Raw genomic sequence first — 25,066 nt, forward strand, 5'->3', positions numbered from 1 at the left:
TCAAGGAGCGCGTAAGCGCCTTAGTTTTTGAACAACTTCGCGCCGATGAAAACCATCAACAGCGCGCCAATAATTTGAGCCGCTATAAACATCGGAACATGTTCTGGCGCGATACCTGCAAAGGTGTCCGTCAGGCTCCGCGCTATAGTCACGGCAGGGTTGGCAAAACTCGTGGACGCCGTGAACCAGTAAGCGCCAGTGATGTAGAGCGCCACCAAAGTGGGCACCGTATCTGGACGATGTTTGAGCCCGCCAAAAATGGTGAACAGCAAACCAAAGGTCGCAACGATTTCGGCAATCCATTGACCTGTACCTGTGCGCGCTGTTGTTGAGATTTGCAACACGTCTAAATCAAACATCAAGTGCGAAATGAACACGCCAAGAATGCCGCCGATCACCTGAGCGATCATGTAGGGCGCGGCGTCTTTGACGGCATGTTCGCCGCGAATGGTAAAGGCCAAGGTCACGACCGGATTGAAATGCGCGCCCGATACGGGACCAAGCGTTGTAATCAGCATGTACAACATAGCGCCTGTTGCGATGGCATTGGCCAAAAGGGCGACGCCGGTGTTTCCACCCGACAGGGCTTCTGCCATGATCCCAGAGCCGACTACGCCAATCAACAAAAACGCAGTACCTATGCCTTCGCTCCAAAGGCGTGTTGAAAGCGTCTGCGTCATGGAAGCGTTCCGATACGATCAAGTTCCGATTTCAAAGTGGCCGCATCCAGTGTTTCAAAGGGCAGTGCGATCAATGCCGCGGCGCGGCGCGATAAGATGTCATAGGCTGTGTCAAAAGCGTCTTGCCAATTGTCCTCAATAGCCGCGGCAGGATCTTCGACACCCCAATGGGTGCGCACTGGCGCGCCGGGCCAATAGGGACATTCCTCAGCTGCTGCTGATCCGCAAACTGTGATCACTGCATCCATGATGGGCGCATCGACATCTTCAAATTCATCCCAACTTTTGGAACGCGCTTTAGATACATCGCGACCCAAGCCGTTGAGCAGTACGATCGATTGAGGATGCACCTTGCCAGAGGGGTTTGATCCAGCTGAAAAGGCTGTGATTCGACCGTTTGAAGCTGCAGTAAGCTCGGATTCGAGCAAGATTGATCGGGCTGAGTTGCCCGTGCACAGGACTAAAATATTCATGGGATGCGTCTACTTAAGGTTTGTAACGATTATGTGACGCTGGTTGTGCCATGATTATTTGACGACCGCGACTGTGGTTTTTACGGTAGCTTTAGCAATCTTTGCGCTCGTTTTGACGCCAATACGCGCAGCGCCGCAACCAGAGACTGCGACGCACAGAGTTATACACCAAAAAGTTTTGATCACTCAGAACCAACCTTGGACGGTGCGCGATGCGCCAGAGATGTCTTCTCCAACGCCCGCGACGGTGCCGCAAGATGCCAAAGAGCTCAGTAAAATCAAAGCAAGTATCGTTTTCATCAGTCTTCCCAGTACCAAACATCAGGTTGCCAGCCGATCCAATCACCATAAATCGGCAAAGTTTCAGGGAATTTTAGCTCTTTTGCATGGGCTAGACGAGAGATATTCCATTGATAAATCGGAATAACATAGCGCCCTGAAGTCAAAACGCGGTCTAAAGCGCGTGCCGAGGCCACAAAATCATCATTTTGAGTAGACGACAGCAATGTGTCGATCAACGTGTCGACAGCTGTCGATTGTATGCCGATAATATTACGCGATCCTTGGGTCGTTGCAGCCTCAGTGCCCCAGTACCCTTTTTGCTCATTGCCAGGCGAAAGCGATAGCCCGCGGCGAAAGTTGGTCATACCAAAGTCGAACGCGTCTGATCGCTCACGATATTGTGGGCTATCGACAACTGTAACGGTCGGCGTGATTCCAATTTGCCTTAGAGCCGTTACGTAAGTGTCTGTTATAGATTGATTTTCATCGTCTCCTACTTTGAGTAAAATCTCAAACGTGAACGGCTCTCCGGCTGCGTTCTGCATGACGCCATCTTGCACGGTCCATCCGGCTTCTTCAAACAGGCCCATGGTGCGGCGCAGTGTTTGACGGTCATTTTGTGTGCCGTTGGTTTGTGAAAAGCTGTAGCCCTCTAGCGCACCTGGCAGCAATTCATCCGCAAATGGCATGAGCAGCTCAGCCACTTTGCCTGTCGCAGGACCGTCTTGCATGCCAAGGACTGAGTTCGAGAAATACGAAGTGATGCGTTGTTGCTGAGATCCAGTTTGCACCTCGTTGATGTATTCAAAATTGAACGCTTCTATCAAAGCCTGACGCACGCGCCAATCTTGAAACTGGGGCAGGCGGGTGTTCATCGCAAACCCTGTCATGCCTGAGGGGCGTTGATGCGGGATGATCGATTTGACCACATCGCCGCGCTCAACTGCAGGAAAGTTGTATTGATCATCCCATGTTTGCACGTTGAACTCGCGATGTGCGTTTAATTCACCAGCTTTAAAGGCTTCGATTACAAGACTGGAATCTGTGAAGAATTCCCAACGTACAGTGTCAAGATTGGCTTGACCGCGCATGAAAGGAACATCTTTGCCCCAATAGTCCGGGTTGCGCGCCCACTCGACAAAGCTGCCGGCCTTGTAGTCGGAAACCACATAGGGCGCTGATCCAATGGGAATGGTGTCAAAGCCGGATTTGGTGAAATCCTTGCCCTCCCACTGCGCCTTTTTCAAAATGGGACGCATCCCCACAAGCAACGCCAGCTCGCGGTTGTCGGTGTTGAAGGTAAACTTGACCGAATTGGGTCCAGTTTGCTCCATCGACTCAATCTGGCCCCACAAAGACGCATAGCGACCATGGCCTTCGGTGCCCAATTTTTCATAGGACCACATGACGTCTTCAACAGTTACAGGACTGCCGTCAGAAAACTTTGCCTCAGCGCGCAGAGTAAATTCGGCCCATTCGCGATTCGGACCTACATCAATCGATTCGGCTAAAACGCCATAAAGCGCGAAGGGTTCACCGTAAGAGCGGCCCATCAAGCTTTCCGCCATCATAAATCTGAGCTGCCACGGCGTGGTGCCTTTTTGGATGAAGGGGTTCAAGCTATCGAACGTACCGCCTTCACCTGTGACGATCTTTCCGCCTTTCGGCGCATCAGGGTTTGCGTAGGGTAGAGACACGAAATCTTGTGGTAGAGCAGGTTCACCATACATAGCGATGCCATGCTTTGGTTCGGCGGACGCTATGGAACCCGCTAAACAAATCGCTATAGCGGTTGTCGAAGCTAGAAATTTACCGAAAAACTGCGTCGCCATTATTGAAACAATGCCTCCATGCCTGTGGTTTTATTACATCTTAGCTTATGCCTCTTTGTCCGAGGTATCAAACTTTTAGCTTGGATGGCGTCAAAGTTAAGCGTATAAAGAGATCACTGCTCGATAGGTTTCTTGCCTGTATGAAACCTGCCTCAATAACTTTGCGCCCGCCTTGTGCGGGCGTTTTTTTTCGCTCAAATTTTGAAAATCCCCAAGCTGGCTTGAGTCATTCGCACTTTCAGCGCTGCTTTGTCAGCTCATCAATGTCGCTCCGAAATACTATCCATTTGATCGCAAAACCGATTCTGCAATGCAGCTTGCGATTGTGCTTTGATTTGCGGGTGCAGCATCTATTCTATCCATGGCGCATGAAAAAGATGCACGACATGAGGAATGGCAAAATGACTTTAAACGGTAAAACGGCGGTGATAACGGGATCAAATTCAGGAATTGGCCTTGGGGTGGCGATTGAACTGGCCAAGGCTGGCGCAGATATTGTGCTCAACTCCTTCACAGATCGCCCCGAAGATCACGACATTGCAACCGACATCGCGACCCAATATGGCGTCAACGCGCGTTATATCGCCGCTGATATGTCCAAAGGGGCAGAGTGCCGTGCGTTGATCGAGCAGGCAGGCGCCTGTGATATTCTGGTGAACAACGCAGGCATCCAATATGTGGCCGCGATTGACGAGTTTCCAAGCGACAAATGGGACGCGGTCATCGCCATCAACATGAGTTCAGCTTTTCACACCACGGCGGCGGCCTTGCCTATTATGCGCGCTGCCGGTTGGGGGCGGGTGATCAATATCGCTTCGGCCCATGGTTTGACGGCATCCCCATTTAAATCGGCTTATGTCGCGGCCAAGCATGGTGTTGTGGGGCTAACGAAAGTGACAGCGTTAGAGACGGCGGAAGAAAACATCACCGCCAACGCGATCTGCCCAGGCTATGTTTTGACGCCGCTGGTCGAGGCGCAAATCCCAAATACGATGGAAAAATACGGCATGGACCGCGATACAGTCATTCGCGAGGTTCTGTTGGAACGCCAGCCATCTAAAGCCTTCGCAACGGTTGAGCAGCTGGGGGGCACTTGTGTGTTCTTGGCCTCTGATTCTGCCGCGCAGATGACAGGTACAACACTGTCCATCGATGGCGGCTGGACCGCGCTGTGATCTAATACTTGCGCGTCGCCTTATGTTTTGGGCGGCGCGACGGCATCTTTGCCGTTTGGATAGACAAGCCCAGCTGAAATCACCAATTTCGCTGCATCTTCAACAGTCATGTCCAAGATTTTAACCTCTGACGTTGGGAAAAACAGCAAAAACCCAGACGTCGGATTGGGGGTCGTCGGCACGAAGATCGAGATCAGAGGATCATCAGCCTCTGCGGAGGCCGCAACTTCACCCTTTGCCGTCGTGGACACAAAGCCAATCGCCCATGTGCCTTTGCGCGGGTATTCGACCATACAGGCCTGATCAAAGGATGTTTCCGACTGGGCGAATACCGTTTCTGCGATTTGTTTCAATCCGTTATAGATCGAACTTACCACGGGCGTGCGATCCACAAGTGACTCAGCCCATTTGATGAAAGAGCGCCCCAATAGGCCTTTGGCCAACCAACCAACGATTACCGTAAAGACCAAGAAAATGACAACACCAATACCACGCACGTTGACGGGCAATTGGTTGGCGGGGTCAGTGTAACCCAAGAGACGGTTTATGATCTCACCCGGGTGATAGGCACGGGGCACAAAATTCAAGACCCAGCCATCAAACCAGCCGGTAACAGTCCAAATCAAATAGGCTGTCAGACCGATTGGTGCCACAACCACCAATCCCGTAAAAAATGACGCGCGCAAAGCTGCGAGCATCGTGCGGCGTGTGACGCGGGCGGGGTTTGGTTCGTCAAACGGGTTGGTCATAATCTCAAAACATACCTAAAGGGGCGTGATCGCCTGTTAATTGGAACCTAGGCACACAATATGTCAGACACAATGACAGCTGAGGCCTAAATATCCATTTATGGGCGAAAAATTGAGCTCATGCACATAAAGCGCACGCAATTTGCGCAGCCAAGCGCGCGTTGTTGCGCACCAGAGCGATATTGGCAGTCAAGGAACGCCCCTCAGTCAACTCAAACATACGTTGCAACAAAAATGGCGTGACCTGTTTAGCAGCGATGCCTTGGGCCTCGGCTTCTGAAAGGGCTTGTTCGATATAAGGCGTGATTTCATCAACAGAAATTTCGTCCGCCGCAGGAATCGGATTGGCGATCAGTTGACCACCCGGAAGTCCCAAAAGTCCGCGCATCACGGCAGATTTCGCGATGTCAGCGGCCGTATCCAAGCGCAAAGGCGCTGTGAATTCAGAGGCGCGTGACCAAAAGGCAGGCAGGGAGTCCTGACCATATGAAATCACGGGAACACCTTGTGTTTCAAGCACTTCCAAGGTCTTTGGGATGTCCAAAATCGCTTTGGGGCCAGCGGCTACAACTGTCACGGGGGTTTGCGCCAATTCAAGCAAATCAGCAGAAATATCAAACGTGGTCTCAGCGCCGCGGTGCACGCCACCGATGCCGCCGGTGGCAAAGACTTTGATGCCCGCCAAATGTGCGGCGATCATGGTCGCGGCCACTGTGGTGGCTCCGGTGCCGCCTGTGGCAATGCACACGGCCATATCTGCGCGCGACAGTTTGGCAACATTTTTAGCTTGGCCGAGGCTTTCCAGTTCCGCATCCGTCAGGCCGACATGAATGACGCCGTTCAGCACAGCTATGGTTGCAGGTGTGGCGCCTTCTGCACGCACATCGGATTCTACGATGCGCGCAGTTTCGACGTTTTGCGGATAGGGCATGCCATGGGTGATGATGGTGCTTTCCAGCGCAACGATGGCTGAGCCCGCATCTTTTGCGGCTTGCACGTCTGGCGATAGAACGAGAGGAAGGATGGTCATATGTCGGTATCTCCTGATACATAAAGCGCTGCCGCATCAATGGCTTGATTGAGGGCGTCAATGTTGTTTGCACCTGCCAATTCAGCCGCTATATGCGCGGCCATAAAGGTGTCGCCTGCGCCGGTCACGCGGGCCACCATGACGGGGGGCGGTGTTTGCGTAATAACTGTGTCACCCATGGCCATCGTGGCGTCTTTGCTGCCATTGGTGACCAAAACACGATGCGCGCCTTTGGCGATCAGCGCGCAGGCACCGTCACGCGAACTGGTAAAGGTGTGGTGGCACAACAGGCCAGCCTCTTCCAAGTTGACGTAAAGCGTGGCTTTAGGGTGTTTGAGCAGCGGCAGCAAGCGCTCTGCTTTGCCGGGGCTTGCGGGAGCCACGCGCAGATCGGCTTGGCTAAACAGGGGCGATGTTGCGATATCGCGCAGCAAAGCGGTTGTCAGATTTCCATCCAGCGCAACGGGCCCATTATAAGGAGTGGTCTCACTGCCAAGTTGCCCGTTCGCTAGGGGGCGCAGGATCTTATCGCCGGCGGCCTCCAAAGAATGCGCATCCGCAATCGCTGCGATCAACCCGTTTGCACCCTCGACAGCCATATAGATGTCTGTCGGCAAATCGTCTGAGCGGTATATATAGTGTGTGCCGATGCCACGCACTTGTGCTGCTTTGACCAGCTCGTCGCCCTGCGCATCGCGGCCAACTGCCGTCAATAAATCAGGGTTCAGCCCAAAACGCGACAGTGCCATAGCGATATTCATTGCAACACCTCCCGGCACGCGAATGATCCGCCCTGGCACGTCGGATCCAACGCGCATAGAGCGATCAGAGCGACCGATCACGTCCCAAAGAACGGAGCCGATGCAAAGGATATGTGTTGTCTGTGTCATAAGGTGTTTTGGCGCAATTTTTGACCAAATGGCAAGGGTTTCGCGACGGCCTGTATGGGAAAATCCTCTCATCGACCATTTATTCGCTATTGAGACCTAAAAAACACCTATAAACGCTGAAAACAGGGCTTATTCTCTTGCGCAACGTCCAAAGCCACCCTATTAGCTGCGTCACTTCACAGGCGGAGGCGGGCCCTCAAGGGAGAAATCCTTGAACGGTCCACCGGTTGGGGCGTGTTGCAAAACATGGCTCTGAAGACCCTCCGCTCAGGTATAAACCGGAAAAGGAACATGAATATGGCTCTTCCAGAATTCACAATCCGTCAGCTGCTCGAAGCTGGCGTTCACTATGGTCACCAAACTCAGCGTTGGAACCCGCGTATGCAGGAGTTCATCTACGGTGAGCGTAACGGCATCCACATCTTCGATCTGACACAAACTGTTCCAATGCTTGACCAAGCGTTGAAAGTTGTGCGCGACACAGCTGCCAAAGGCGGCCGTATCCTGTTCGTAGGTACCAAACGTCAAGCTGCTGGTCCTGTTGCTGAAGCTGCTGAAAAATGCGCTCAGTACTACATGAACCACCGTTGGTTGGGTGGCACGCTGACAAACTGGAAAACTGTTTCCCAGTCTATTTCGCGTCTCAAAATGATCGACGAAAAACTTGCGTCCGGCGCCGAAGGCCTGACCAAGAAAGAGCGTCTTGGCATGGAACGTGACCAAGGTAAATTGCAAGCCTCTTTGGGCGGCATCCGCGACATGGGCGGCGTGCCTGACTTGATCTTCGTGATCGACGTCAACAAAGAAGATCTCGCAATCCTTGAAGCGAACAAGCTCGGCATCCCTGTTGTTGCTGTTGTCGACTCTAACTGCCCACCAGCAGGCGTTGACTACATCATCCCAGGTAACGATGACGCGTCACGCGCGATCACATTGTACTGTGACCTCGTCGCACGTGCGGCTTTGGACGGCATGACTGAACAAATGGGCGCTGCTGGCGTTGATTTCGGTGCCTTCGAAGAAGCACCTATCGAAGAAGTTGTTGCTGAAGCGTAATCGCTTCAAAGACGTTACACACATGTTACGGGGGCAGGGTACACCCGCCCCCGATCCCATTTCAATTCTAGGAGAACCGGCATGGCAATCACTGCTGCAATGGTTAAAGAACTGCGCGAAGCAACAGCTGCAGGCATGATGGACGCAAAAAAAGCACTCGTTGAGTGTGCTGGTGACATGGAAGCCGCTGTTGACTGGCTTCGCACCAAAGGCTTGGCAAAAGCCGCTAAAAAATCTGGCCGTACAGCAGCTGAAGGCCTTGTGGCTGTTGCTGTGTCCGGCGGCAAAGGCGTTGCTGTTGAAGTGAACTCTGAAACTGACTTCGTTGGTAAAAACGCTGAATTCCAAGCTATGGTTGGTTCCATCGCTGGTGCAGCTTTGGCTGTGAACACAGTTGAAGAACTGTCAGCAGCTGACATCGATGGCAAATCTGTTGCTGAAACGATCACTGACAAAGTTGCGACAATCGGCGAAAACATGGGCTTGCGCCGCATGGCTGCGCTCGAAGGTGACCTTGTTGTGTCCTACGTTCACAACGCGGCGACTGACGGCATGGGCAAAATCGGTGTTCTTGTGGCGCTCAAAGGCGGCGACGAAGCATTCGGTAAACAGGTTGCGATGCACATCGCGGCTGTAAACCCTGCCTCTTTGTCAGAAGCGGATCTCGACGCATCTGTTGTTGAGAAAGAAAAGCAAATTCAGATCGACATCGCACGTGAATCTGGCAAACCAGACGCCGTGATCGAGAAAATGATCGTGGGCCGTATGAAGAAATTCATCGCTGAATCCACTTTGCTTGGTCAAGCTTTCGTTGTGAACCCAGATCTGACCGTTGCACAAGCCGCAACTGAAGCCGGTGCAGAAATCACGGGTTTTGTGCGTCTTGAAGTTGGCGAAGGCATTGAAAAAGTTGCAGAAGACTTTGCTGCCGAAGTTGCAAAGACAATGAACGGCTAAGGCATTCCGCTTTAACGTCAATGACTGAATGGGGAAGGGGCCGCGAAAACGCTGGTCCCTTTTCTGTTTTAGGTTGGTTGCGGATACGGTTCAAATTGGGGCAGAATGTAAAACGCAGCCCCCCGAAGGGAACTGCGCTCTAAACAACGTGCTACACAAACAATCGGGATGAGGGTTGCATGCAGCTTCACGATCTAAAAAAGGATCACTTTGTCGAAAATAAACAAGCGATCCTTATGTGCCAGAAAGCCAGCAAGACCAGGTAAGCTAAATATGAGCGATCTCCAATCCAATACCTGAGAAGACAAACTTCTTTGTTAAGGTAGGTAAACTTTGCATCAAGGACGTGGGGTAACGAAAGTGGGGAAAACCATACCTTTGAAATTTTTACGAAGAGATTGAGCCTAAAATGCTGAAAATAAAACTAAAATTCCAACTAAGAAAGTAAATCTAAATTCTGTAAAATTGGTTCAAAAGCGAAGCCTTTAAAATTGCCTGAGCTGTAGTGTCGACACCTAAAGCGTCACGCGCGAGCTTTAAGTGCTTTTCAACTGTTGCAGTTGTGAGTCCCATTATCTGAGCCACATCGGCAGACGTTTTACCATCTCCAACCCATTCTAAGACCTCACGCTGACGCGCTGTTAGGCGCCTTAAGTCAAATGGAAGAGAAATAATTTTTAGATGAGAAACGTCACATAAGATTTTGATTTCTTGCCCATACTTGGTCCATATGGCATCGGCTTGTTCCTGCGTCCCCTTGAACCGTTGCATCGATAAACCGATCGCACCTTTGGACCGCGTTGTTGCGTTGCTAAAGCCGATGGTATAGCCGCTCGACACTCCAAATGAGCGATTGAATTCGACTGTGTCCAGCGCTTTGCTGTCCAGTGACTCGTAAACCTCGTCGATATAGGCCCATGAACACACACCAGCATTCTGAGCTGCCCATGTGACAATTGGACCATGCTTGTAGCGGCCGTCATTGAAGTAGCCTTTGACGTAATCTGGTCCTAAGTTGGTCAGAACTAAATGATCTGTAGTGTCCCCAAAACCATTTTCGGTGTGAAAGCGCGTGAATCCATATAAGACATTTTGAAATCCCCAAGATTGAAGCTTCAAAAGCAAAACTTCCCAAACATCCTCGATGGTTTTTGCAGCTAAAATGCTATCTAGCGCAGCATTCATACCCGATCCCAAACTCATAACTAACCCCAAATACTATCCCTTTGTTCAAACTACGCATGAGGGTGCTTTTGTGCAATATTTGTTAATACTTTCCTCACTAAAGATGAAAGTATTGCGATTTTTTTACAAAAACAGGAACAATTCCTTGGAAAATAACTATATTTTGTACGAATAGACTTTGCCAGCACTCAGAGAGCCTAAGCATTTGGCGACCAAGTCTTTACGGTTTCAGCCGCACGGCTTTGGTCAATTAAGCTACTGTGATTACATCTCAGGTGGGGTTATAACTCGTGTGCAGATAATTCAGGCTGCGGGATGAAATTTGATATATTTCATTTGGGTATAGGATGGCCATTAAGAGTGTCTAGATTAATCAAATAGTTTTACATAATACCAATTATAGGATTAACGTTAATCTGAAGTCTTATACAATGTGTTCCACAAGCACCAAGATCAGAACCATCCCGCCCAAGGCCAATCATGTCAAAAGACATGACCAGCCTTAAAGGCGCTCCTCCCCGCGACGCGATTTCTGCAAGTTGTCAGCGCAACAAGTATGCGTTTGTAAACCACGTTGATACATCTGGCTGTGTCGCAAGTGGCTCTCCATCCTCATCGCGCAAGATGCCTGCATCAAACAAGAAGCCAGCGATATTGTCGAACATATCGGCGTCAATCACCCCAACAGCCTCGCCCGCATCTTGCAAGTATCCGCCTTTGACCAAGGTTTGCATTGAGGCGTGAACCAGATCAGGGTTGCTCATCATACCAGCAGTTTCAGCGATGAGAATGTCTGCGGCGGCGCTTGGATTATTGGCTGCAAACGCGTAACCACGTTGCGTCGCTTGTACAAATGCGCGGGCCGCATCAGGGTGCTCAGCTAGCCAGGTGCTATTGCCGCCCAAAAACGTTGTGTGCTGATCTGGCACGCCAAAATCTGCATAGCGAAAGGCGCGTTGGGGACGATCCAAAAGGACAGAGTTCACGCCTTCCCAAGTGCTGACCTCAAGGGTGAAATCCACGCTGCCATTGGCCAAGGCTTCATAGGCAGACGTGCCCAAGGTAACCGTATCAAATACGCCAGTTCCGCCATCGTTTTGGATAATTGTCGAGATCAGCGCATTTTCCCAATCGCTCCCGAACCCCGCATAAATCTTACCATCCAAATCCGCAGGACGTTGAATATCGTCACGCGTTCCATTGAACACAACCCTACCCGTTTCATGCTGGACAACAGCCAAAACAGCCGTCATATCCGCCCCTTTGGCACGCAGACTGTGAAAGCCGACAGCGCTTAAAATGCCAAAGTCCGCGAGCCCAGCAGAGACCAATGTTGTCGAGGATGTATCGGTGTAAGGCAAGATATCGACATCAAGATCGGCCTCGTCAAACCAGCCTTTGGATTGGGCCACATAAAGACCGACGTGGTTGGTGTTGGGGGTCCAATCAAGGGCTACGGTCACGGCGTTTTGAGCCACAGCGTTTTGGGACATGGCAGGCAAAGCAGCACATAGGCATGCAGCAGCGATCAAATGTTTCATAAGTCTTCTCCGGTTTGGTTTAATAAAATATCTAACAGATGCGCCTCAAGGGCGTGGGCCTCAGAGGGGATGGGATTGCCAAAACGTGGGCGCGGCGTGGGCACGACCACTTCGGCAATCACAGTGGCTGGGCGGCGCGATAACACGTAAATGCGGTCAGACAAGGCCACGGCTTCGCGCACATCATGGGTGACCAACAAGGTGGTCCAACGCGCCGATCGCCAGCGATCCTCGAACCACTTTTGCATTTGCATCCGCGTTAAGGCATCCAAAGCCCCGAAAGGCTCGTCCAGCAATTGCATGGGGCGATCTTGCAAAACGGTCCGCATTAACGCCGCGCGTTGCCGCATACCGCCAGACAATTGCGACGGGTAATGCTGGGCAAATTCGGCAAGCCCAAAATCTGCCAACAAGGGCATGGCGCGCGCGCGTGCTTCTTTGCGGGGTACACCCTGCACTTCTAGACCCAAGGTCAGATTGTCGAGAATGCGCAACCAAGGCATCAAGGCATCGCTTTGCGGCATAAACGCAAAGCCATGCGGGCTTTGATACAGCGGATGACCGTTACAGGTGATCAATCCGCGATCAGGGTTCAGTGCACCTGTGAGCAATCGAAAAATGGTCGATTTACCTGCACCAGATGGACCAAGAATAGATACGAATTCGCCCCGCGCCACGTGCAAGGAAATATCAGCCAAGACATCCGTCTGCCCAAGCGACAGACCCACGTTTTGCATATCCAGAACGTTCATTGGTCGCCTCCCGCATCGCGCCAGCGCAAGGCCACGCGTTGCAGCAGCGCAGTGATTGCAAACAACGCCAAGGTCAGCACAGAGCTGATCACGACAGCTGCCAACACAAGGTCAGGGCGAAAGCTGTTTTTCGCGTTCAAGATAACGATCCCCAACCCCGCCCGCGCGCCAACATATTCGGCAAAGATCGCAGCGACGACGGCATAGGTGATCGAAATGCGCAGCCCTGCAAAGAAATACGGCATCGCGGATGGCAGCCGCGCACGACGAAACACAACGCGCTTCGAGGCCCCCATCGAGCGCAAAAGCTCTTCGATTTCAGGGTCGGTGGAATCGTATCCGTCGACCAAAGCCACCAGCATAGGAAAGAAGGTCACCAGCGTGACCAGCAAGATTTTGGGCGTCAGATCAAAGCCGAACCACAGCACGACCAAGGGTGCGATCGCGACCAAGGGCAAGGTCTGACTGACCACAAAAATTGGAAACAAAGCACGGCGCAGGCGCGGCATAAAATCCAACGCAATCGACAGTACGAAAGCAACGGTCAGCGACAATGAGAACCCAGCAAGCGTAGCCTGCAACGTCGGCACTGTGTTGTGCCACAGCACTTCACGGTTCAACACCATCTGTTCCAGCACGCGCGATGGCGCGGGCAATATCAACGGGGAAATTCCCGATATTCGAACGTAAAGTTCCCATAGCGCAAAAGCACTGACAACACTTAAGACGGCAGGCAAGCCGCGTGTCAGGCCTGCGCCTGAACGGCGAGGCAACGGATTTTGCATCAGATCAGCGCTTGGAAGGGCTGTTGGCAGAGACCGTTAAATCAATTGTGACATGGCCGTTTGGCGGGCCGAAGCGGCAAAACGCCTGTTCGAGCGTCGCAAAAACCGGCCCTGCATCGCCGCTGAGACGGGTGCAGAAATTCTTTGACCTTAGAAACGTGCCGCTTTGCTTAAGAAACTCAATGCAGCCCATGATTTCAGCCATGTGATTGCCCGCGCCCATCACGTATAGCGAAAACTGCGCGTCTGCGAATTGGCCTTTGTCAGGGGTCTCAGCAATGGCACTCAGTGCGCTTTGCTGGCGCGACACCAAAGGCTCAGACGGGTTCGCCAGCGCGTTGGTTTGGCAAATGGGATCATCAGGCTCGCCGGGGCAACCGCGCGATAAGGTGCTGCGCAACACGATGTGCTGACCTGTTGAGGCCGCCGCACTGTACAGGTCGCGCAATGCTGGAAATAAGACTTCGGGCGGTCCGACGATCAGAGTTGAAATATCATCAGTCTCAATCCGCAATTTATCGCGCCATGGATCAAGAGCGTGAAGTGACGATAAAATCACATCCACGAACCCATCGGTCATCGGATAAAGGGAAACTTGTGCGCCTACAAACATTTCTGTCCTCCTTGCTACGCTGGCATTATCCAGATCAGCTTTAAGGGTCCGTGGGCTTGTGCCCCCATCTCAGCCGCGACATGACGCGGCTCCCCTGTGGTTTCGTATGATTTGCAGATCGCTTGATTGATTGCAACCCTCAAAAGAGATGTGGAGATTTACAGATGTTCCAAGACGTAACAGCAACGGCGCAGGGTCAGACTTGAGTTGGTGCCAGTGAACTTTCTGTTCCTCACGGTGGCGAGCGATTGTAGCAGACATAAAAAAAGGCGCGGGGAACTTAATCCCTGCGCCTTTATAAATACAATGAGCGTTGCCTGTCGTGGGAGCACCCATTTCGTTAGCTAAATCGCAGTGAACGATCACCTGTCCTACGTCAAAGGTTCATCCGAGCGCGTAGCCAGCGCCACGCACAGTACGCACTGGGTCTTCGCCACCGTGTTGGCAAAGCGCCTTGCGCAGACGTCCGATGTGGACGTCTACAGTACGTGTATCGACATAGATATCGCGTCCCCAGACCCGATCCAGCAACTGTTCACGTGACCATACGCGACCAGGCTTTTCCATGAAGGTGGTCAAAAGGCGAAACTCCGTTGGGCCCAGCTTTAGGGCGCTGTCAGAGCGCGTTACCTTATGGGTCTCAGCGTCCAGACGGATGTCATCAAAAGACAACACCTGCCCCACCGCTGATGGACGCACACGACGCAATTGCGTGCGTACGCGCGCCATCAATTCGATGACCGAGTAAGGCTTGACCACATAGTCATCCGCCCCCGTTTCCAAACCGCGCACACGGTCAACGTCTTCAGAGCGTGCTGACAGCATGATGATCGGGATTTGACGTGTCTCTGCGCGGGATTTTAAGCGACGACAAATTTCAATGCCAGACACACCGGGCAACATCCAATCGAGGACGATGATGTCCGGTGCCTCTTCACCTACAAACATCAAGGCATCATCGCCATTTTCGGCTTTGGTGACCTGAAAGCCTTCTGATTCAAAGTTGTAGCCCAAGACTTCACGCTGCGCTGGCTCATCTTCGACAAGCAAAACATGAGGACGATCGACAGACATCAGAACGACTCCATATCCATGTCAGTGTGAGAGGTCAGATCGCCCTTTGGACGGCCTTCTTCAGGCATTTCACCCGTGACAAGGTAGATCACTTGCTCGGCAATAGAGGTTGCGTGATCGCCCATACGTTCGATGTTTTTGGCGATGAAATGCAAGTGCATACAGGCAGAAATGTTGCGAGGATCTTCCATCATATAGGTCAGGAATTCACGAAACAACGCGTTGTACATTTGGTCAACGTCAAGGTCGCGTTGGCGCACTTGCTCGGCCAGTTCTGCGTCGCGCTGGATGTAGGCATCAAGCGCAAGCTTAAGCATTTCTTCGACTTCACGGGCCATACGGCGAATAGAGGCACCTGCCCCCGCGATCGGATGCATATCGGCCAGAACACCTGTGCGCTTGGCCAAGTTTTTCGCGTAGTCGCCACAGCGTTCCAAATTGCCTGCGATTTTCATCACAGTCAAAACAGTGCGCAAATCACCCGCTGCAGGAGACCGCAATGCGATCACACGTGCGGCTTCTTCGTTGATTTTTTCTTCCAAAGTATCGATGGCTTTGTCAGAGGCACGCACTTTGGCTGCCAGCTCAATATCACGTTCTTCCAAGGCTTGCGCCGCAGAGGTGATGTTGGCTTCGACCATGCCACCCATTTTCATTATCAGGGCTTGGATAGCTTCTAGATCGCGGTCAAAAACCGACGCGATGTGTTTGTCATTTGTCATAGAAGTCACTCCTTAGCCGATCCGGCCAGTGATGTAGGACTCAGTACGCGGGTCCTGTGGATTGGTAAAAATATGGCCTGTTTCGCCATACTCAACAAGATTTCCAAGGTGGAAAAACGCAGTCTTTTGGCTCACACGCGCAGCTTGCTGCATGGAGTGCGTGACGATCACAACAGAGAAGTTTTCGCGCAACTCGTCAATCAACTCTTCAACTTGAGCGGTGGCGATGGGGTCAAGCGCAGAACAAGGCTCATCCATCAACAGAACTTCAGGTTCAGTGGCAATGGCGCGCGCAATACACAAACGCTGCTGCTGGCCGCCGGAAAGACCTGTACCAGGGGAATGCAGACGGTCTTTGACTTCGTTCCAAATCGCGCCGCGGCGCAGGGATTTCTCGACGATTTCGTCAAGATCCGCCTTGGAACGCGCAAGGCCGTGAATACGTGGCCCGTAAGCGATGTTGTCGTAGATCGACTTTGGGAATGGGTTCGGTTTTTGGAACACCATGCCAACCTTGGCGCGCAACTGCACCGGATCGACCCGTTTGTCGTAAATGTCTTCACCTTCGATCTTGATAGAGCCTTCAACGCGGCAAATATCGATGGTGTCGTTCATCCGGTTCAAACAGCGCAAGAATGTCGACTTGCCGCAGCCAGAGGGACCGATAAAGGCCGTCACGGTTTTGTCTTTGATCTCGACATTGACGTCTTTGATCGCGTGGGTGTCTCCGTAGTAGACCTGCACACCTTTGGCGGAAATTTTATTGTCATTCATGTCAACGTCTCTTTTCACAATTCGCATATCGTTCATTGTCTGTAATCCTGTTCTACCAGCGGCGCTCGAAGCGACGGCGGAGGATGACGGCGATGATGTTCATGGTCATCAAGAAGCCAAGGAGGATGATAATCCCGCCCCAAGCGCGTTCATAATACGCAGGGTCGGCACGTTTGGCCCATTCGTAGATTTGGGCAGGCATCGCGGAGTTCGGATCAAGAAAGCCTGAGGCAATCCCATCGGGCATGTTCGAGGCGATAAAGCCAACCATACCGATGAGCAGCAAAGGCGCTGTTTCCCCCAAAGCCTGTGCCAGACCGATAATAGTCCCAGTTAAAATGCCGGGCATAGCCAGCGGCAGCACGTGGTGGAATACGGACTGCATTTTTGAGGCGCCGATGCCCAAAGCCGCATCGCGGATGGATGGGGGCACAGCTTTCAAAGACGCACGTGTCGAAATGATGATCGTTGGCAGTGTCATAAGCGTCAAAACCAAGCCGCCCACCAAAGGCGCGGATTGCGGCAAATGCGCGAACTGGATGAACACAGCCAAGCCCAAGATACCAAAGACGATAGACGGCACAGCTGCGAGGTTCGAGATGTTCACCTCGATCAAATCGGTCCATCTGTTTTGTGGTGCGAACTCTTCAAGATAGATCGATGCAGCCACACCAATCGGCAAGGCCAGCCCCAAAACGACAATCATCATAAACAAAGACCCAAGCATGGACACACCGATACCGGCTTGCTCTGGCCGCGATTCAGAGGCGTCGGCCCCAAAGATGAAATCAGCGTTAAAGGTTGTTTCCATCATGTCGGCCGCGACCATTTCGTCCGCAACGTCCAGATGCTCAAGGTCTAAGTTCTTGTCATTGATCAAAGCCTCGCGCGTGACGCGGCCTTTGAAATAGCCATCCACACGCGAAGACGCGAGGATACGGAAATTCATCGTTGTGCCGATCACGCTTGGATCAGCCAGAACCACATCACGTACCTGTGCGGGCGCGGATGAGGACAGGATTTTTGCGACGTCTTTGGCCTTGGCGAAAGGATTGTCGATGCCTTGGGCTTCTAGCGCCACGACCAAGGCATTTTCAATCAAAGGTTTATAGCCAAAGGTCGTGACCTTTTTCAATTCTTCTGGATCACGGTTGCCCGTTTTGTCCAGTTTTGCCTCAACCAATTCGATGGGAATGGTCACGAACGTCTGCTTAAACGCTGGCGAACCGTTGCCGATGATTGACACCAAAAGCGCGACCAGAAAGCACATGCCAAGCGCGATGGCGCCGATGCCGTAAGCCTTGAAACGCGTCTCAGAGGCGTTGCGCTTTTTCGTGCGCTCATCAAGTTTCAGCAGTGAGTTCTTGGGCTTGGGGGATTGATTTGCGGATAGATCAGACATTAGTCGTACTGCTCCCGGTATTTGCGCACGATAACCAGTGCGACAATGTTCAAGCATAGGGTGATGACGAAAAGCGTCATGCCAAGTGCAAAGGCGACAAGGGCTTCAGGGGACGAGAAATCCGCATCCCCGGTCAGCTGGCTCACGATCCGTGTGGTCACTGTGGTCATGGCCTCGAAAGGGTTCATAGACAGGCGCGCTGCGGCCCCTGCCCCAAGCACAACGATCATCGTCTCGCCGATGGCGCGTGATGTGGCCAAAAGGATAGCCCCAACAATACCTGGCAAGGCCGCGGGCAAGATCACTTGCTTAACCGTTTCAGATTTTGTAGCGCCAATACCCAAAGACCCGTCACGCAAAGACTGCGGGACTGAGTTGATGATGTCGTCTGACAGCGATGAGATAAAGGGGATCAACATGATGCCCATAACCAAACCCGCTGTGATCACGGCTGTGCCGCCCTGCATCCAGTTCACACCCAAGGTGCCGTCTTTACCGAAAAAGCTGACCAACATCGGACCAACTGTCAAAAGCGCAAACAAGCCGTAAACAATTGTGGGGATACCCGCGAGCACTTCCAAAAGCGGCTTCGCGATGCCGCGTGTTTTTGGACCTGCATATTCAGACAAGTAAACAGCTGCGAACAAGCCAATTGGAACCGCGACAAGCAAAGAGATGAAGGAGACATAGAATGTCCCCCAAAACAAAGGCAAAATCCCAAGTTCTGAGCCACCGCCAAAAGATGGTGCCCATGTCGTGCCGAAAAAGAAATCCGCCGCGGGGTAGACTTTGAAAAACTCTATGGTGTTGAAAATCAGCGAGAACACGATCCCGCCGGTGGTCAAGACCGCAATAGAGGCCGCCCCGATCAAAAGCCCCAAGATGACTTTTTCCACAGAATTGCGCGCGCGTTGCGTGCTTGATGTGGATCTATAGGCCAACGTAAATCCGATGGCCGCGGCTGCGATGACCGCGACAGTCATCAACCATCCGCCCCAATTCGACAGGGATCGGTATTCTTGTGCGGCAATCAAGACGTAGTCTTCGACGTCTGCGCCCAAAGCAACACCCAAGTTGGCGAGCATGCCTCGAATGTCTTGCGCGCCGACAAGGTTTTGCGTCTCTTGCGCGGTCATTACGCCTTGCGACACTGCTGTATTAAGTCCGTCAGCGACGCGGCGGACATCTGACATAATCAGGTTCAAAGCGCCATCGTCGGCGAAATTATTAGAAGCAATATGCGAGGCCACATTGACCTGAATAAGCATCGGTTGAACGATCAACCAAAGGACCAAAAGGCCCATGCTTGGGATCAAAGCCGACAACATCACGTTTGAGCCATAGTAGCTCGGCAGGGAATGAAGATTACGAATGTCTCCGCCTGCATCTTTCATGGCGCGAGCACGCCCAAGAAAAAAACCGGTCAGTCCAATGACGATAACCAATACGAAAAGCCAAAGCGCGGGCATGTATAGCTCCCTGTGCGGTCGAGTTTAAGGCGAAGATGCATCTTGGCCCGTTTCGGTGTAAAGGCGGCGCAAGGCAATCCCCGCGCCGCCTTCTATTGTTTGGTAAACCCCAAAAGGCTTACTTCATCACAACGCCTTCAGCGACAACAGCTTGTGTGTCTGCAAGAGCTGGATCGGATACGAGACCGTACTCAGCCAATGGGCCGTCTGGACCAGCCATGTCGTCAGATACGAAGAAGTCTGCGTATTCTTGAAGACCTGGGATCACACCGATGTGCGCTTTTTTGATGTAGAAGTAGAGTGGGCGTGACACTGGGTATACGCCTTCAGCGATCGCTTCTGTTGTTGGAACAACGCCAGCCATTGTTGCAACTTGCAACTTGTCTGTGTTGTTTTCGTAGAATGCGAGACCAAAAACGCCGATGCCGTTTTTGTTGCTGTCGATACGTGCAAGTGTTTCTGTGTAGTCGCCGTCGATGTCGACTGACAGACCGTCTGTACGGATAGACATACAAGCTTCTTCAGCGTGATCTTCGTCGCCTTTAAGCTCAACAAATTTAGCAAAGTCGCCAGTTTCTTCACAACCAGTCAAGATCACTTTTTCGTCGAACACTTCGCGTGTGCCGTGCTTGGTACCTGGGATGAAGGCCATGATAGGCTGAGCTGGGAACGCAGGGTTCACTTGATCCCAAGTTGTGTTCGGGTTTGCAACTGCAACACCGTCAACGATGATCTCAGCAGCCAAAGCTTTGTACCAATCGGACTGTGTGAATTCGAAAGAGTTGCCGTTGAGGTCAGATGCGAACACGATACCATCGTAACCGATACGCACTTCAACGATGTCAGTCACGCCAGCTTCAGCACAAGCAACAACTTCTTTGTCTTTGATTTTGCGTGATGCGTTGGCAATATCGATTGTGTTTTCGCCAAGACCTTCACAGAAGCGTTTGAGGCCAGCGGAAGAGCCGCCAGATTCAACAACTGGTGTTGGGAAGTCGAAGTTTTCGCCAAAAGCTTCTGCAACGATAGACGCGTAAGGCAAAACTGTGGAAGAACCAGCAACCTGTACTTGATCGCGCGCGGCAGCGGCAGTTACGGACATAGCGGTAATCGCCAGTGCAGAGGCGGTCAGTTTAACAAAGGACATATGTAGCTCCTGAATTTCATATCATGAGAGGCGTTTAGTTTCTCTCTCACCGGCGGTCTAAACCTGCTTCGCTATGCTTTTGTGAAGATAATGTAACAGTTTAATGACAAAGGCAGAAGGTCAGGCAAATAATATGACGTCAAATTAAGGATTTTGACAGGCTGATGTCCTATAAGCCCTTAATTATAAGGCAAAATCACCGAAAAACAGCTGCCGTTGCCTGCATGGCTTTCCACACGCAGTCTGCCGCGGTGGCGATTTAAGATATGCTTCACGATGGCCAATCCAAGCCCCGTTCCACCCATTTCTCGCGATCGATGGTTATCGACCCGATAAAAGCGTTCGGTGAGACGCGGTATATGATGCGCAGGAATTCCCTCGCCCTGATCTGCGATATCAACACGTACGGCTGGACCACGCATCGTCGGTTCTATGGCGTGAGAGGTGATGCAAATGGACACCTCGCCACCATCGGGGCCATATTTGATCGCGTTTTCAACGAGGTTCGTGAACACTTGGGTCAATTGGTCTTGGTCGCCGCTCACCAGATCTTCGGTGTCCCCCCCCTCAAGGCGCAAAGACACGTGACGCGCCGCAGCAAGAGGCTGCAGCGTTTGCACCACAGAGCGCACCACAGAGGGGACATTGACCTGATCAGTTGGGCGCACCCGCCGGTCTGCTTCTACACGACTCAGAGATAAAAGATCACCAACGATTCGGTTCATGCGCTTGGCCTCAGAGTCCATAATCGACAAAAACCGTGTGCGAGCGTCCCCATCATTGGCTGCAGGTCCAAGCAGTGTTTCGATGAATCCAAGCACCGCCGTGAGCGGCGTGCGCAATTCATGAGACACATTTGCAACGAAATCCCTGCGCATTTGGCCAGCTTCTTGCAGCTCTGTTTTGTCTTCAAACGCAACAATGACATAGCTGGAATCTGGCGTCACCGCCGCACGCACTTGGACTTCAAAGTGTAGGTCTCGCGCGGATTCTGAAACGCGATATGTCGCGGTCGCATCCTCGCCCAATCGCAACACATTTTCGATGGCATCCAATAGCATGGGTTGACGCAAAACAGTGATATAGTGCCTTCCCTGTGCACCCGTGCCAAAAAGATCTTCAGCCTTTTGATTGGCCACGAGCACCCGTTCATCATTGCCAATTACGATCAATGGCAGGGGCATGGCCGATGCCATTTCTATCACAAGGTCGTTTGCTGATGTCTTGCTATATTGTGAGGTGTTCATCACGAGATCTTTCTAAAAGTGCTGCTTTGAATACTGCCATAGTATGACGCGTATGTGACGGTTGTGCATGCGCTTTCTCTTTAAGGTTGTTGAAGTTGGCCTGCTGTTCGATTTTAGTATTCAAGATTCGCAAAATGGTAATTCTTCCAATAATGCCAAAAACGATATTGCATTTGGACGGGTTTCCGCTTCTGCTGTCGGCTAACAGAATATCTAATAGTGGGTCACGCGACGAAAAATGGGTAATATCTCAACTTCTAGGTTCTTTGATGTGATTGCGATGTCCCGCAATGACCGGCAGGACAATGACAAAATGACACTACTGGTTGGTGAGTATGCTCATGTTCAAGGGGCAGAGACCTTAATGCCCTCAACCTCGGCTGTCTTTTATCTCGACTTTAAGGACTTGTCCGCTAACGTCTTTCGAGCGATCAATCCTGACTTGGTGATCTCACCTGTTATTGGAACGACGTTCGATTGTTTGGAGCTGGCTGAATTCTTAGGAGGCACCGAGTTTTCAGGCCGGTATCGCGTGGTACTAGAAGACATTCCTCGGCCCGACATTATTTGCCGCGAAGTGCGCAGCACGCATCCAATGCTGGATTTTGATGTCATCAGCGGAAAATTATCGGCAACGAAACGCTTGAATTAAGTTCCAGCTGCGCCAGGACACCAATAGCCGTCTTGGCGCGCTGCAATAAGGTGGACACTTAGCCGACGGTTTTAAGTCCGTTTTGAAACCGCCGCGCATTTTGTTGGTAGCGTACCGCGGATTGTTTTAATGCATCAATTTGGTCGTCTGACAATTGACGCACCACTTTACCGGGCGCGCCCATCACAAGCGATCCATCAGGGATTTCTTTGTTTTCAGTGATCAAAGCCCCTGCCCCGATAAGGCAGTTTTTGCCGACCTTGGCGCCGTTCAGCACGATAGCGCCCATACCAACCAAAGTATTCTCGCCCAAGGTACAGCCATGCAGCATGGCTTTATGCCCAACCGTACACCCTGCACCGATGGTCAAAGGTGACCCCATATCGGTGTGCAGTACTGCATTTTCTTGGATATTGCTGCCAGCACCGACATCAATCATTTCGTTGTCGCCGCGCAATGTGGCCCCGAACCAAATGCTCGCGCCCTCTCCCAAGCTGACTTTGCCGATGACATTGGCATCATGCGCCACCCAGTAGTCGCCGTTCTCGGGCAAAATGGGTGTGTGATTGTCTAAAGTGAATAAAGTCATGTCTCAATCTCCTCGAATTCTGCTTGTAACCCGCGAACCACATCCAACAACCCTGGTTGCTGTCTGCGGTGCAAACGCTCAGCCGATACGATGGTTTTGAGACGTTCAAACGACGTGTCGAGATCGTCATTCACCAAAACGTAGTCATAGCCATCCCAATGACTGATTTCATCCCAGCTTTGACGCATCCGCTTTTCGATCACTTCTGCGCTGTCTTGGCCGCGAGTCTCTAAGCGTCTGCGCAGTTCTGTGATAGAGGGCGGCAGAATAAATACGGATAACACGTGATCGCGCAGCGCGGAATTGGCGATTTGCTGCGCCCCTTGCCAGTCTACGTCGAACAACACGTCCTCGCCCGCTTCAATGGCTTTACGCACAGGCCGCGCAGGCGAGCCATAGTAATTGCCAAAGACCAAAGCGTGCTCAAGCATTTCACCGTTGCTGACCATAGATTTAAAGTCATCCTCGGCTGTGAAATGGTAATCTATGCCATTTTGCTCGCCGGGACGCTGCGCGCGCGTGGTGGCAGACACGGAAAAGCTCAGCGTTTCGTCCCATTGCATCAAACGTTTGGCAAGCGTGGATTTGCCTGCGCCCGAGGGCGACGACAAAATAATAAGAAGTCCGCGGCGTTCGGCTGACATAAGTCCCTCCCTATAATGGACCGTATTTCTATAGTCCCCGTTGTGAGTCTTGACCACCGCTACGATTGGCCTTTTATGGGTGATTTTGGCTGCAGTGCAGCAATAAGGCATATTAAGCCCGCAAAGTGATTTGGATCGTCTCAAATGCGGCAAGAAGATGTCTTACCGTTGGGGAATGTCAGAAAGGCAGTCCTTTTTTAAAGGCCCAAATCAACGTTTGAGTCGGCCTCAATCGTTAATTTTACGGTTGCTACCAGCTCGTTTTACGATTTGGCCCCGCAAATGACCGGTTCAAGATCGCTTTTTATGATCCAAAGACCGTTTTTAGAAATTTTATTATAGTCCATTGTTTTTAATGAAATATCCAAAACGTGCGTTGTTTTTGATTTGGTTGTATATGCTCAAAAAGCGCCATTTCAGCCCCTCAAATGACGCTCGATGTTAACCATTCCTTAGGAAATTTCACCAATTCAGGCAAACTCATGGCATAAACGGGTCAAGCAAGCACAGACACAAAGTGCTCAGTCAGAACAACGCAGCACACAGCCACGCTGGAAACGATTAGGTGATGAAATGAAAATTGATTATGTCAGCGGTTCAAACGTCGTATCCCTTATGCCTCGTCGCAACGAAATTATTTTCCCAGCTCTGCGTGATGTGGAAGCCTACTGGGACGGTTTGCGCAACGGTCGACCAGTGCCAGCACGCGCTGACATCGATCCACGTGGTATGCAGTCGTCATTGGAATTTGCCTTCATTCTTGAGCGTATCGCACCTGGTGTTGCACGCTTCCGCCTTGCCGGTATGCACCTCACCGATTTGATGGGCATGGAAGTGCGCGGCATGCCACTGACTGCGATGTTTGTACCTGAGAGCCGTGCTCAAATTTCTGCGGCGATCGAAGCTGTTTGTGATACCCCACAGATCACAACAATCACCCTTAAAGGTGAGCGTGGCATCGGTCGTGGCACTTTGGATGCACAGCTTTTGCTTTGTCCGCTTAAATCAGACCTTGGCGATGTGAACCGTATTCTGGGCTGCCTTCAATCCAAAGGCGATATCGGCCGCCAGCCGCGCCGCTTTGAAGCTGTTGAAACAGTGTCTCGTCCACTTTTGGGAGACGTTCAAGATGCGCCAATGCCAGAAGGTATCACAGCAAAAGGCAACCCGATCCCACAAGGGTTCGCAGAAGCGCGCAAAGCCTACCTTGAGCAAAAAACAGACACGACAACTGCGGCAAAAGGCGCACCACAAGCACCGCGCCCAACGGGAAAACCTGCTTTGCGTCTTGTCTCGACCGATGATTGATTGTTTCTGACGTCACGCGTTGCGTTAAAAGATCTCAC

27 protein-coding genes and 1 riboswitch are annotated in these 25,066 nt (G+C 51.8%); of the genes, 6 read left to right on the top strand and 21 right to left on the bottom strand.

The annotated features are described in order from the left end of the window. Window positions 1–20 precede the first annotated feature (20 nt). From WNY38_RS01615 to WNY38_RS01630, 4 genes are all read right to left on the bottom strand, one after another. The gene (locus WNY38_RS01615; RefSeq protein WP_342855563.1) at window positions 21–680 is read right to left on the bottom strand and encodes an MIP/aquaporin family protein; all 660 of its coding nucleotides are present in this window, start codon (window positions 678–680) and stop codon (window positions 21–23) included. Beyond that, the gene (locus tag WNY38_RS01620; RefSeq protein WP_342855564.1) at window positions 677–1,153 is read right to left on the bottom strand and encodes an arsenate reductase ArsC; all 477 of its coding nucleotides are present in this window, start codon (window positions 1,151–1,153) and stop codon (window positions 677–679) included. The genes WNY38_RS01615 and WNY38_RS01620 overlap by 4 nt, the downstream gene beginning before the upstream one ends. A 186-nt stretch (window positions 1,154–1,339) precedes the next feature. Further along, window positions 1,340–1,453 (bottom strand): entericidin EcnA/B family protein, encoded by a 114-nt coding sequence (locus WNY38_RS01625; protein ID WP_342855565.1) that lies wholly within the window; start codon window positions 1,451–1,453, stop codon window positions 1,340–1,342. Continuing rightward, a complete protein-coding gene (locus tag WNY38_RS01630; protein ID WP_342855566.1) occupies window positions 1,453–3,165 on the bottom strand; it encodes an extracellular solute-binding protein in 1,713 nt (570 codons plus the stop codon). Before WNY38_RS01630 ends, WNY38_RS01625 begins: the two co-directional genes overlap by 1 nt. Before the next feature lie 503 nt (window positions 3,166–3,668). Between WNY38_RS01630 and WNY38_RS01635 the strand changes: the two genes are divergently transcribed. Beyond that, window positions 3,669–4,442: a 3-hydroxybutyrate dehydrogenase gene (locus WNY38_RS01635; protein WP_342855567.1), complete on the top strand. Its 774-nt coding sequence runs from the start codon at window positions 3,669–3,671 to the stop codon at window positions 4,440–4,442. Between the two features lie 20 nt (window positions 4,443–4,462). On the opposite strand, the gene WNY38_RS01640 is transcribed toward WNY38_RS01635, so the two are convergent. From WNY38_RS01640 to WNY38_RS01650, 3 genes are all read right to left on the bottom strand, one after another. Continuing rightward, window positions 4,463–5,191 carry a DUF502 domain-containing protein gene (locus WNY38_RS01640; protein ID WP_342855568.1) on the bottom strand — a complete coding sequence of 243 codons (729 nt, stop codon included), beginning with the start codon at window positions 5,189–5,191 and terminating at the stop codon, window positions 4,463–4,465. Between the two features lie 118 nt (window positions 5,192–5,309). After that, window positions 5,310–6,221: a pseudouridine-5'-phosphate glycosidase gene (locus WNY38_RS01645; RefSeq protein WP_342855569.1), complete on the bottom strand. Its 912-nt coding sequence runs from the start codon at window positions 6,219–6,221 to the stop codon at window positions 5,310–5,312. Beyond that, a complete protein-coding gene (locus WNY38_RS01650; RefSeq protein ID WP_342855570.1) occupies window positions 6,218–7,111 on the bottom strand; it encodes a PfkB family carbohydrate kinase in 894 nt (297 codons plus the stop codon). The genes WNY38_RS01645 and WNY38_RS01650 overlap by 4 nt, the downstream gene beginning before the upstream one ends. 297 nt (window positions 7,112–7,408) lie before the next feature. On the opposite strand from WNY38_RS01650, the gene rpsB reads away from it, so the two are divergent. Then, a complete protein-coding gene (gene rpsB, locus WNY38_RS01655; protein WP_342855571.1) occupies window positions 7,409–8,167 on the top strand; it encodes a 30S ribosomal protein S2 in 759 nt (252 codons plus the stop codon). Window positions 8,168–8,248: 81 nt separating this feature from the next. Continuing rightward, window positions 8,249–9,124, top strand: a complete 876-nt coding sequence (tsf, locus tag WNY38_RS01660) for a translation elongation factor Ts (protein ID WP_342855572.1) — start codon at window positions 8,249–8,251, stop codon at window positions 9,122–9,124. A gap of 450 nt (window positions 9,125–9,574) precedes the next feature. Here the strand turns inward: tsf and WNY38_RS01665 are convergent, their stop codons facing one another. From WNY38_RS01665 to WNY38_RS01720, 12 genes are all read right to left on the bottom strand, one after another. Then, on the bottom strand, window positions 9,575–10,327 hold the full coding sequence (locus tag WNY38_RS01665) for a LuxR family transcriptional regulator (protein WP_342855573.1): 753 nt from the start codon (window positions 10,325–10,327) through the stop codon (window positions 9,575–9,577). A gap of 524 nt (window positions 10,328–10,851) precedes the next feature. After that, entirely contained in the window at window positions 10,852–11,850 is a 999-nt protein-coding gene (locus tag WNY38_RS01670; protein ID WP_342855574.1) for an ABC transporter substrate-binding protein, read from the bottom strand. Continuing rightward, the gene (locus WNY38_RS01675) at window positions 11,847–12,602 is read right to left on the bottom strand and encodes an ABC transporter ATP-binding protein (RefSeq protein ID WP_342855575.1); all 756 of its coding nucleotides are present in this window, start codon (window positions 12,600–12,602) and stop codon (window positions 11,847–11,849) included. The genes WNY38_RS01670 and WNY38_RS01675 overlap by 4 nt, the downstream gene beginning before the upstream one ends. Continuing rightward, on the bottom strand, window positions 12,599–13,387 hold the full coding sequence (locus WNY38_RS01680) for an ABC transporter permease (RefSeq protein WP_342855576.1): 789 nt from the start codon (window positions 13,385–13,387) through the stop codon (window positions 12,599–12,601). Before WNY38_RS01680 ends, WNY38_RS01675 begins: the two co-directional genes overlap by 4 nt. 4 nt (window positions 13,388–13,391) lie before the next feature. Further along, entirely contained in the window at window positions 13,392–14,000 is a 609-nt protein-coding gene (locus WNY38_RS01685) for a YkoF family thiamine/hydroxymethylpyrimidine-binding protein (RefSeq protein WP_342855577.1), read from the bottom strand. Then, window positions 13,994–14,106, bottom strand: a riboswitch (TPP riboswitch). Its footprint overlaps the gene before it by 7 nt. A 278-nt stretch (window positions 14,107–14,384) precedes the next feature. Continuing rightward, window positions 14,385–15,074, bottom strand: coding sequence for a phosphate regulon transcriptional regulator PhoB (phoB, locus tag WNY38_RS01690; protein WP_342855578.1), 690 nt, complete (start codon window positions 15,072–15,074; stop codon window positions 14,385–14,387). Beyond that, entirely contained in the window at window positions 15,074–15,796 is a 723-nt protein-coding gene (phoU, locus tag WNY38_RS01695) for a phosphate signaling complex protein PhoU (RefSeq protein WP_342855579.1), read from the bottom strand. Before phoU ends, phoB begins: the two co-directional genes overlap by 1 nt. A gap of 12 nt (window positions 15,797–15,808) precedes the next feature. Then, window positions 15,809–16,606, bottom strand: a complete 798-nt coding sequence (pstB, locus tag WNY38_RS01700) for a phosphate ABC transporter ATP-binding protein PstB (RefSeq protein WP_342855580.1) — start codon at window positions 16,604–16,606, stop codon at window positions 15,809–15,811. Between the two features lie 16 nt (window positions 16,607–16,622). Then, on the bottom strand, window positions 16,623–17,972 hold the full coding sequence (pstA, locus tag WNY38_RS01705) for a phosphate ABC transporter permease PstA (RefSeq protein WP_342855581.1): 1,350 nt from the start codon (window positions 17,970–17,972) through the stop codon (window positions 16,623–16,625). Continuing rightward, window positions 17,972–19,441: a phosphate ABC transporter permease subunit PstC gene (pstC, locus tag WNY38_RS01710; protein WP_342855582.1), complete on the bottom strand. Its 1,470-nt coding sequence runs from the start codon at window positions 19,439–19,441 to the stop codon at window positions 17,972–17,974. Before pstC ends, pstA begins: the two co-directional genes overlap by 1 nt. Before the next feature lie 118 nt (window positions 19,442–19,559). After that, complete coding sequence (locus WNY38_RS01715) at window positions 19,560–20,588, bottom strand: substrate-binding domain-containing protein (RefSeq protein ID WP_342855583.1); 1,029 nt, start codon at window positions 20,586–20,588, stop codon at window positions 19,560–19,562. 179 nt (window positions 20,589–20,767) lie between these two features. Further along, a complete protein-coding gene (locus WNY38_RS01720; RefSeq protein WP_342855584.1) occupies window positions 20,768–21,835 on the bottom strand; it encodes an ATP-binding protein in 1,068 nt (355 codons plus the stop codon). Between the two features lie 67 nt (window positions 21,836–21,902). Here WNY38_RS01720 and WNY38_RS01725 point away from each other — a divergent pair, with 67 nt between their 5' ends. Together WNY38_RS01725 and WNY38_RS01730 are read left to right on the top strand one after the other, a co-directional pair. After that, entirely contained in the window at window positions 21,903–22,040 is a 138-nt protein-coding gene (locus WNY38_RS01725; protein ID WP_342855585.1) for a hypothetical protein, read from the top strand. Window positions 22,041–22,073: 33 nt separating this feature from the next. After that, window positions 22,074–22,487, top strand: a complete 414-nt coding sequence (locus WNY38_RS01730) for a hypothetical protein (protein ID WP_342855586.1) — start codon at window positions 22,074–22,076, stop codon at window positions 22,485–22,487. Between the two features lie 58 nt (window positions 22,488–22,545). Here WNY38_RS01730 and WNY38_RS01735 read toward each other — a convergent pair whose 3' ends face one another. Then, window positions 22,546–23,076 (bottom strand): gamma carbonic anhydrase family protein, encoded by a 531-nt coding sequence (locus WNY38_RS01735; RefSeq protein WP_342855587.1) that lies wholly within the window; start codon window positions 23,074–23,076, stop codon window positions 22,546–22,548. Continuing rightward, complete coding sequence (gene gmk / locus WNY38_RS01740) at window positions 23,073–23,720, bottom strand: guanylate kinase (RefSeq protein ID WP_342855588.1); 648 nt, start codon at window positions 23,718–23,720, stop codon at window positions 23,073–23,075. Before gmk ends, WNY38_RS01735 begins: the two co-directional genes overlap by 4 nt. Window positions 23,721–24,293: 573 nt before the next feature. On the opposite strand from gmk, the gene WNY38_RS01745 reads away from it, so the two are divergent. Beyond that, entirely contained in the window at window positions 24,294–25,028 is a 735-nt protein-coding gene (locus WNY38_RS01745; protein ID WP_342855589.1) for a PAS domain-containing protein, read from the top strand. The last annotated feature ends 38 nt before the right edge of the window (window positions 25,029–25,066 follow it).

The sequence above is a fragment of the Pacificibacter sp. AS14 genome (assembly GCF_038899935.1).
In the GTDB taxonomy this organism is placed as follows: Bacteria; Pseudomonadota; Alphaproteobacteria; order Rhodobacterales; family Rhodobacteraceae; genus Celeribacter.

Excerpts from the sequence above, each read along its gene's own strand:
- WNY38_RS01645 (WP_342855569.1), bottom strand. The coding sequence starts at position 6,221 with ATGACCATCCTTCCTCTCGTTCTATCGCCAGACGTGCAAGCCGCAAAA.
- WNY38_RS01680 (WP_342855576.1), bottom strand. The coding sequence starts at position 13,387 with ATGCAAAATCCGTTGCCTCGCCGTTCAGGCGCAGGCCTGACACGCGGC.
- WNY38_RS01650 (WP_342855570.1), bottom strand. The coding sequence starts at position 7,111 with ATGACACAGACAACACATATCCTTTGCATCGGCTCCGTTCTTTGGGAC.
- WNY38_RS01615 (WP_342855563.1), bottom strand. The coding sequence starts at position 680 with ATGACGCAGACGCTTTCAACACGCCTTTGGAGCGAAGGCATAGGTACT.
- rpsB (WP_342855571.1), top strand. The coding sequence starts at position 7,409 with ATGGCTCTTCCAGAATTCACAATCCGTCAGCTGCTCGAAGCTGGCGTT.
- tsf (WP_342855572.1), top strand. The coding sequence starts at position 8,249 with ATGGCAATCACTGCTGCAATGGTTAAAGAACTGCGCGAAGCAACAGCT.
- WNY38_RS01720 (WP_342855584.1), bottom strand. The coding sequence starts at position 21,835 with ATGAACACCTCACAATATAGCAAGACATCAGCAAACGACCTTGTGATA.
- WNY38_RS01730 (WP_342855586.1), top strand. The coding sequence starts at position 22,074 with ATGGGTAATATCTCAACTTCTAGGTTCTTTGATGTGATTGCGATGTCC.
- gmk (WP_342855588.1), bottom strand. The coding sequence starts at position 23,720 with ATGTCAGCCGAACGCCGCGGACTTCTTATTATTTTGTCGTCGCCCTCG.
- WNY38_RS01715 (WP_342855583.1), bottom strand. The coding sequence starts at position 20,588 with ATGTCCTTTGTTAAACTGACCGCCTCTGCACTGGCGATTACCGCTATG.
- pstB (WP_342855580.1), bottom strand. The coding sequence starts at position 16,606 with ATGAACGATATGCGAATTGTGAAAAGAGACGTTGACATGAATGACAAT.
- WNY38_RS01640 (WP_342855568.1), bottom strand. The coding sequence starts at position 5,191 with ATGACCAACCCGTTTGACGAACCAAACCCCGCCCGCGTCACACGCCGC.
- WNY38_RS01665 (WP_342855573.1), bottom strand. The coding sequence starts at position 10,327 with ATGAGTTTGGGATCGGGTATGAATGCTGCGCTAGATAGCATTTTAGCT.
- WNY38_RS01685 (WP_342855577.1), bottom strand. The coding sequence starts at position 14,000 with ATGTTTGTAGGCGCACAAGTTTCCCTTTATCCGATGACCGATGGGTTC.
- pstA (WP_342855581.1), bottom strand. The coding sequence starts at position 17,972 with ATGTCTGATCTATCCGCAAATCAATCCCCCAAGCCCAAGAACTCACTG.
- WNY38_RS01625 (WP_342855565.1), bottom strand. The coding sequence starts at position 1,453 with ATGAAAACGATACTTGCTTTGATTTTACTGAGCTCTTTGGCATCTTGC.
- WNY38_RS01675 (WP_342855575.1), bottom strand. The coding sequence starts at position 12,602 with ATGAACGTTCTGGATATGCAAAACGTGGGTCTGTCGCTTGGGCAGACG.
- WNY38_RS01620 (WP_342855564.1), bottom strand. The coding sequence starts at position 1,153 with ATGAATATTTTAGTCCTGTGCACGGGCAACTCAGCCCGATCAATCTTG.
- WNY38_RS01745 (WP_342855589.1), top strand. The coding sequence starts at position 24,294 with ATGAAAATTGATTATGTCAGCGGTTCAAACGTCGTATCCCTTATGCCT.
- WNY38_RS01735 (WP_342855587.1), bottom strand. The coding sequence starts at position 23,076 with ATGACTTTATTCACTTTAGACAATCACACACCCATTTTGCCCGAGAAC.
- phoU (WP_342855579.1), bottom strand. The coding sequence starts at position 15,796 with ATGACAAATGACAAACACATCGCGTCGGTTTTTGACCGCGATCTAGAA.
- phoB (WP_342855578.1), bottom strand. The coding sequence starts at position 15,074 with ATGTCTGTCGATCGTCCTCATGTTTTGCTTGTCGAAGATGAGCCAGCG.
- WNY38_RS01725 (WP_342855585.1), top strand. The coding sequence starts at position 21,903 with ATGCGCTTTCTCTTTAAGGTTGTTGAAGTTGGCCTGCTGTTCGATTTT.
- WNY38_RS01635 (WP_342855567.1), top strand. The coding sequence starts at position 3,669 with ATGACTTTAAACGGTAAAACGGCGGTGATAACGGGATCAAATTCAGGA.
- WNY38_RS01630 (WP_342855566.1), bottom strand. The coding sequence starts at position 3,165 with ATGTATGGTGAACCTGCTCTACCACAAGATTTCGTGTCTCTACCCTAC.
- pstC (WP_342855582.1), bottom strand. The coding sequence starts at position 19,441 with ATGCCCGCGCTTTGGCTTTTCGTATTGGTTATCGTCATTGGACTGACC.
- WNY38_RS01670 (WP_342855574.1), bottom strand. The coding sequence starts at position 11,850 with ATGAAACATTTGATCGCTGCTGCATGCCTATGTGCTGCTTTGCCTGCC.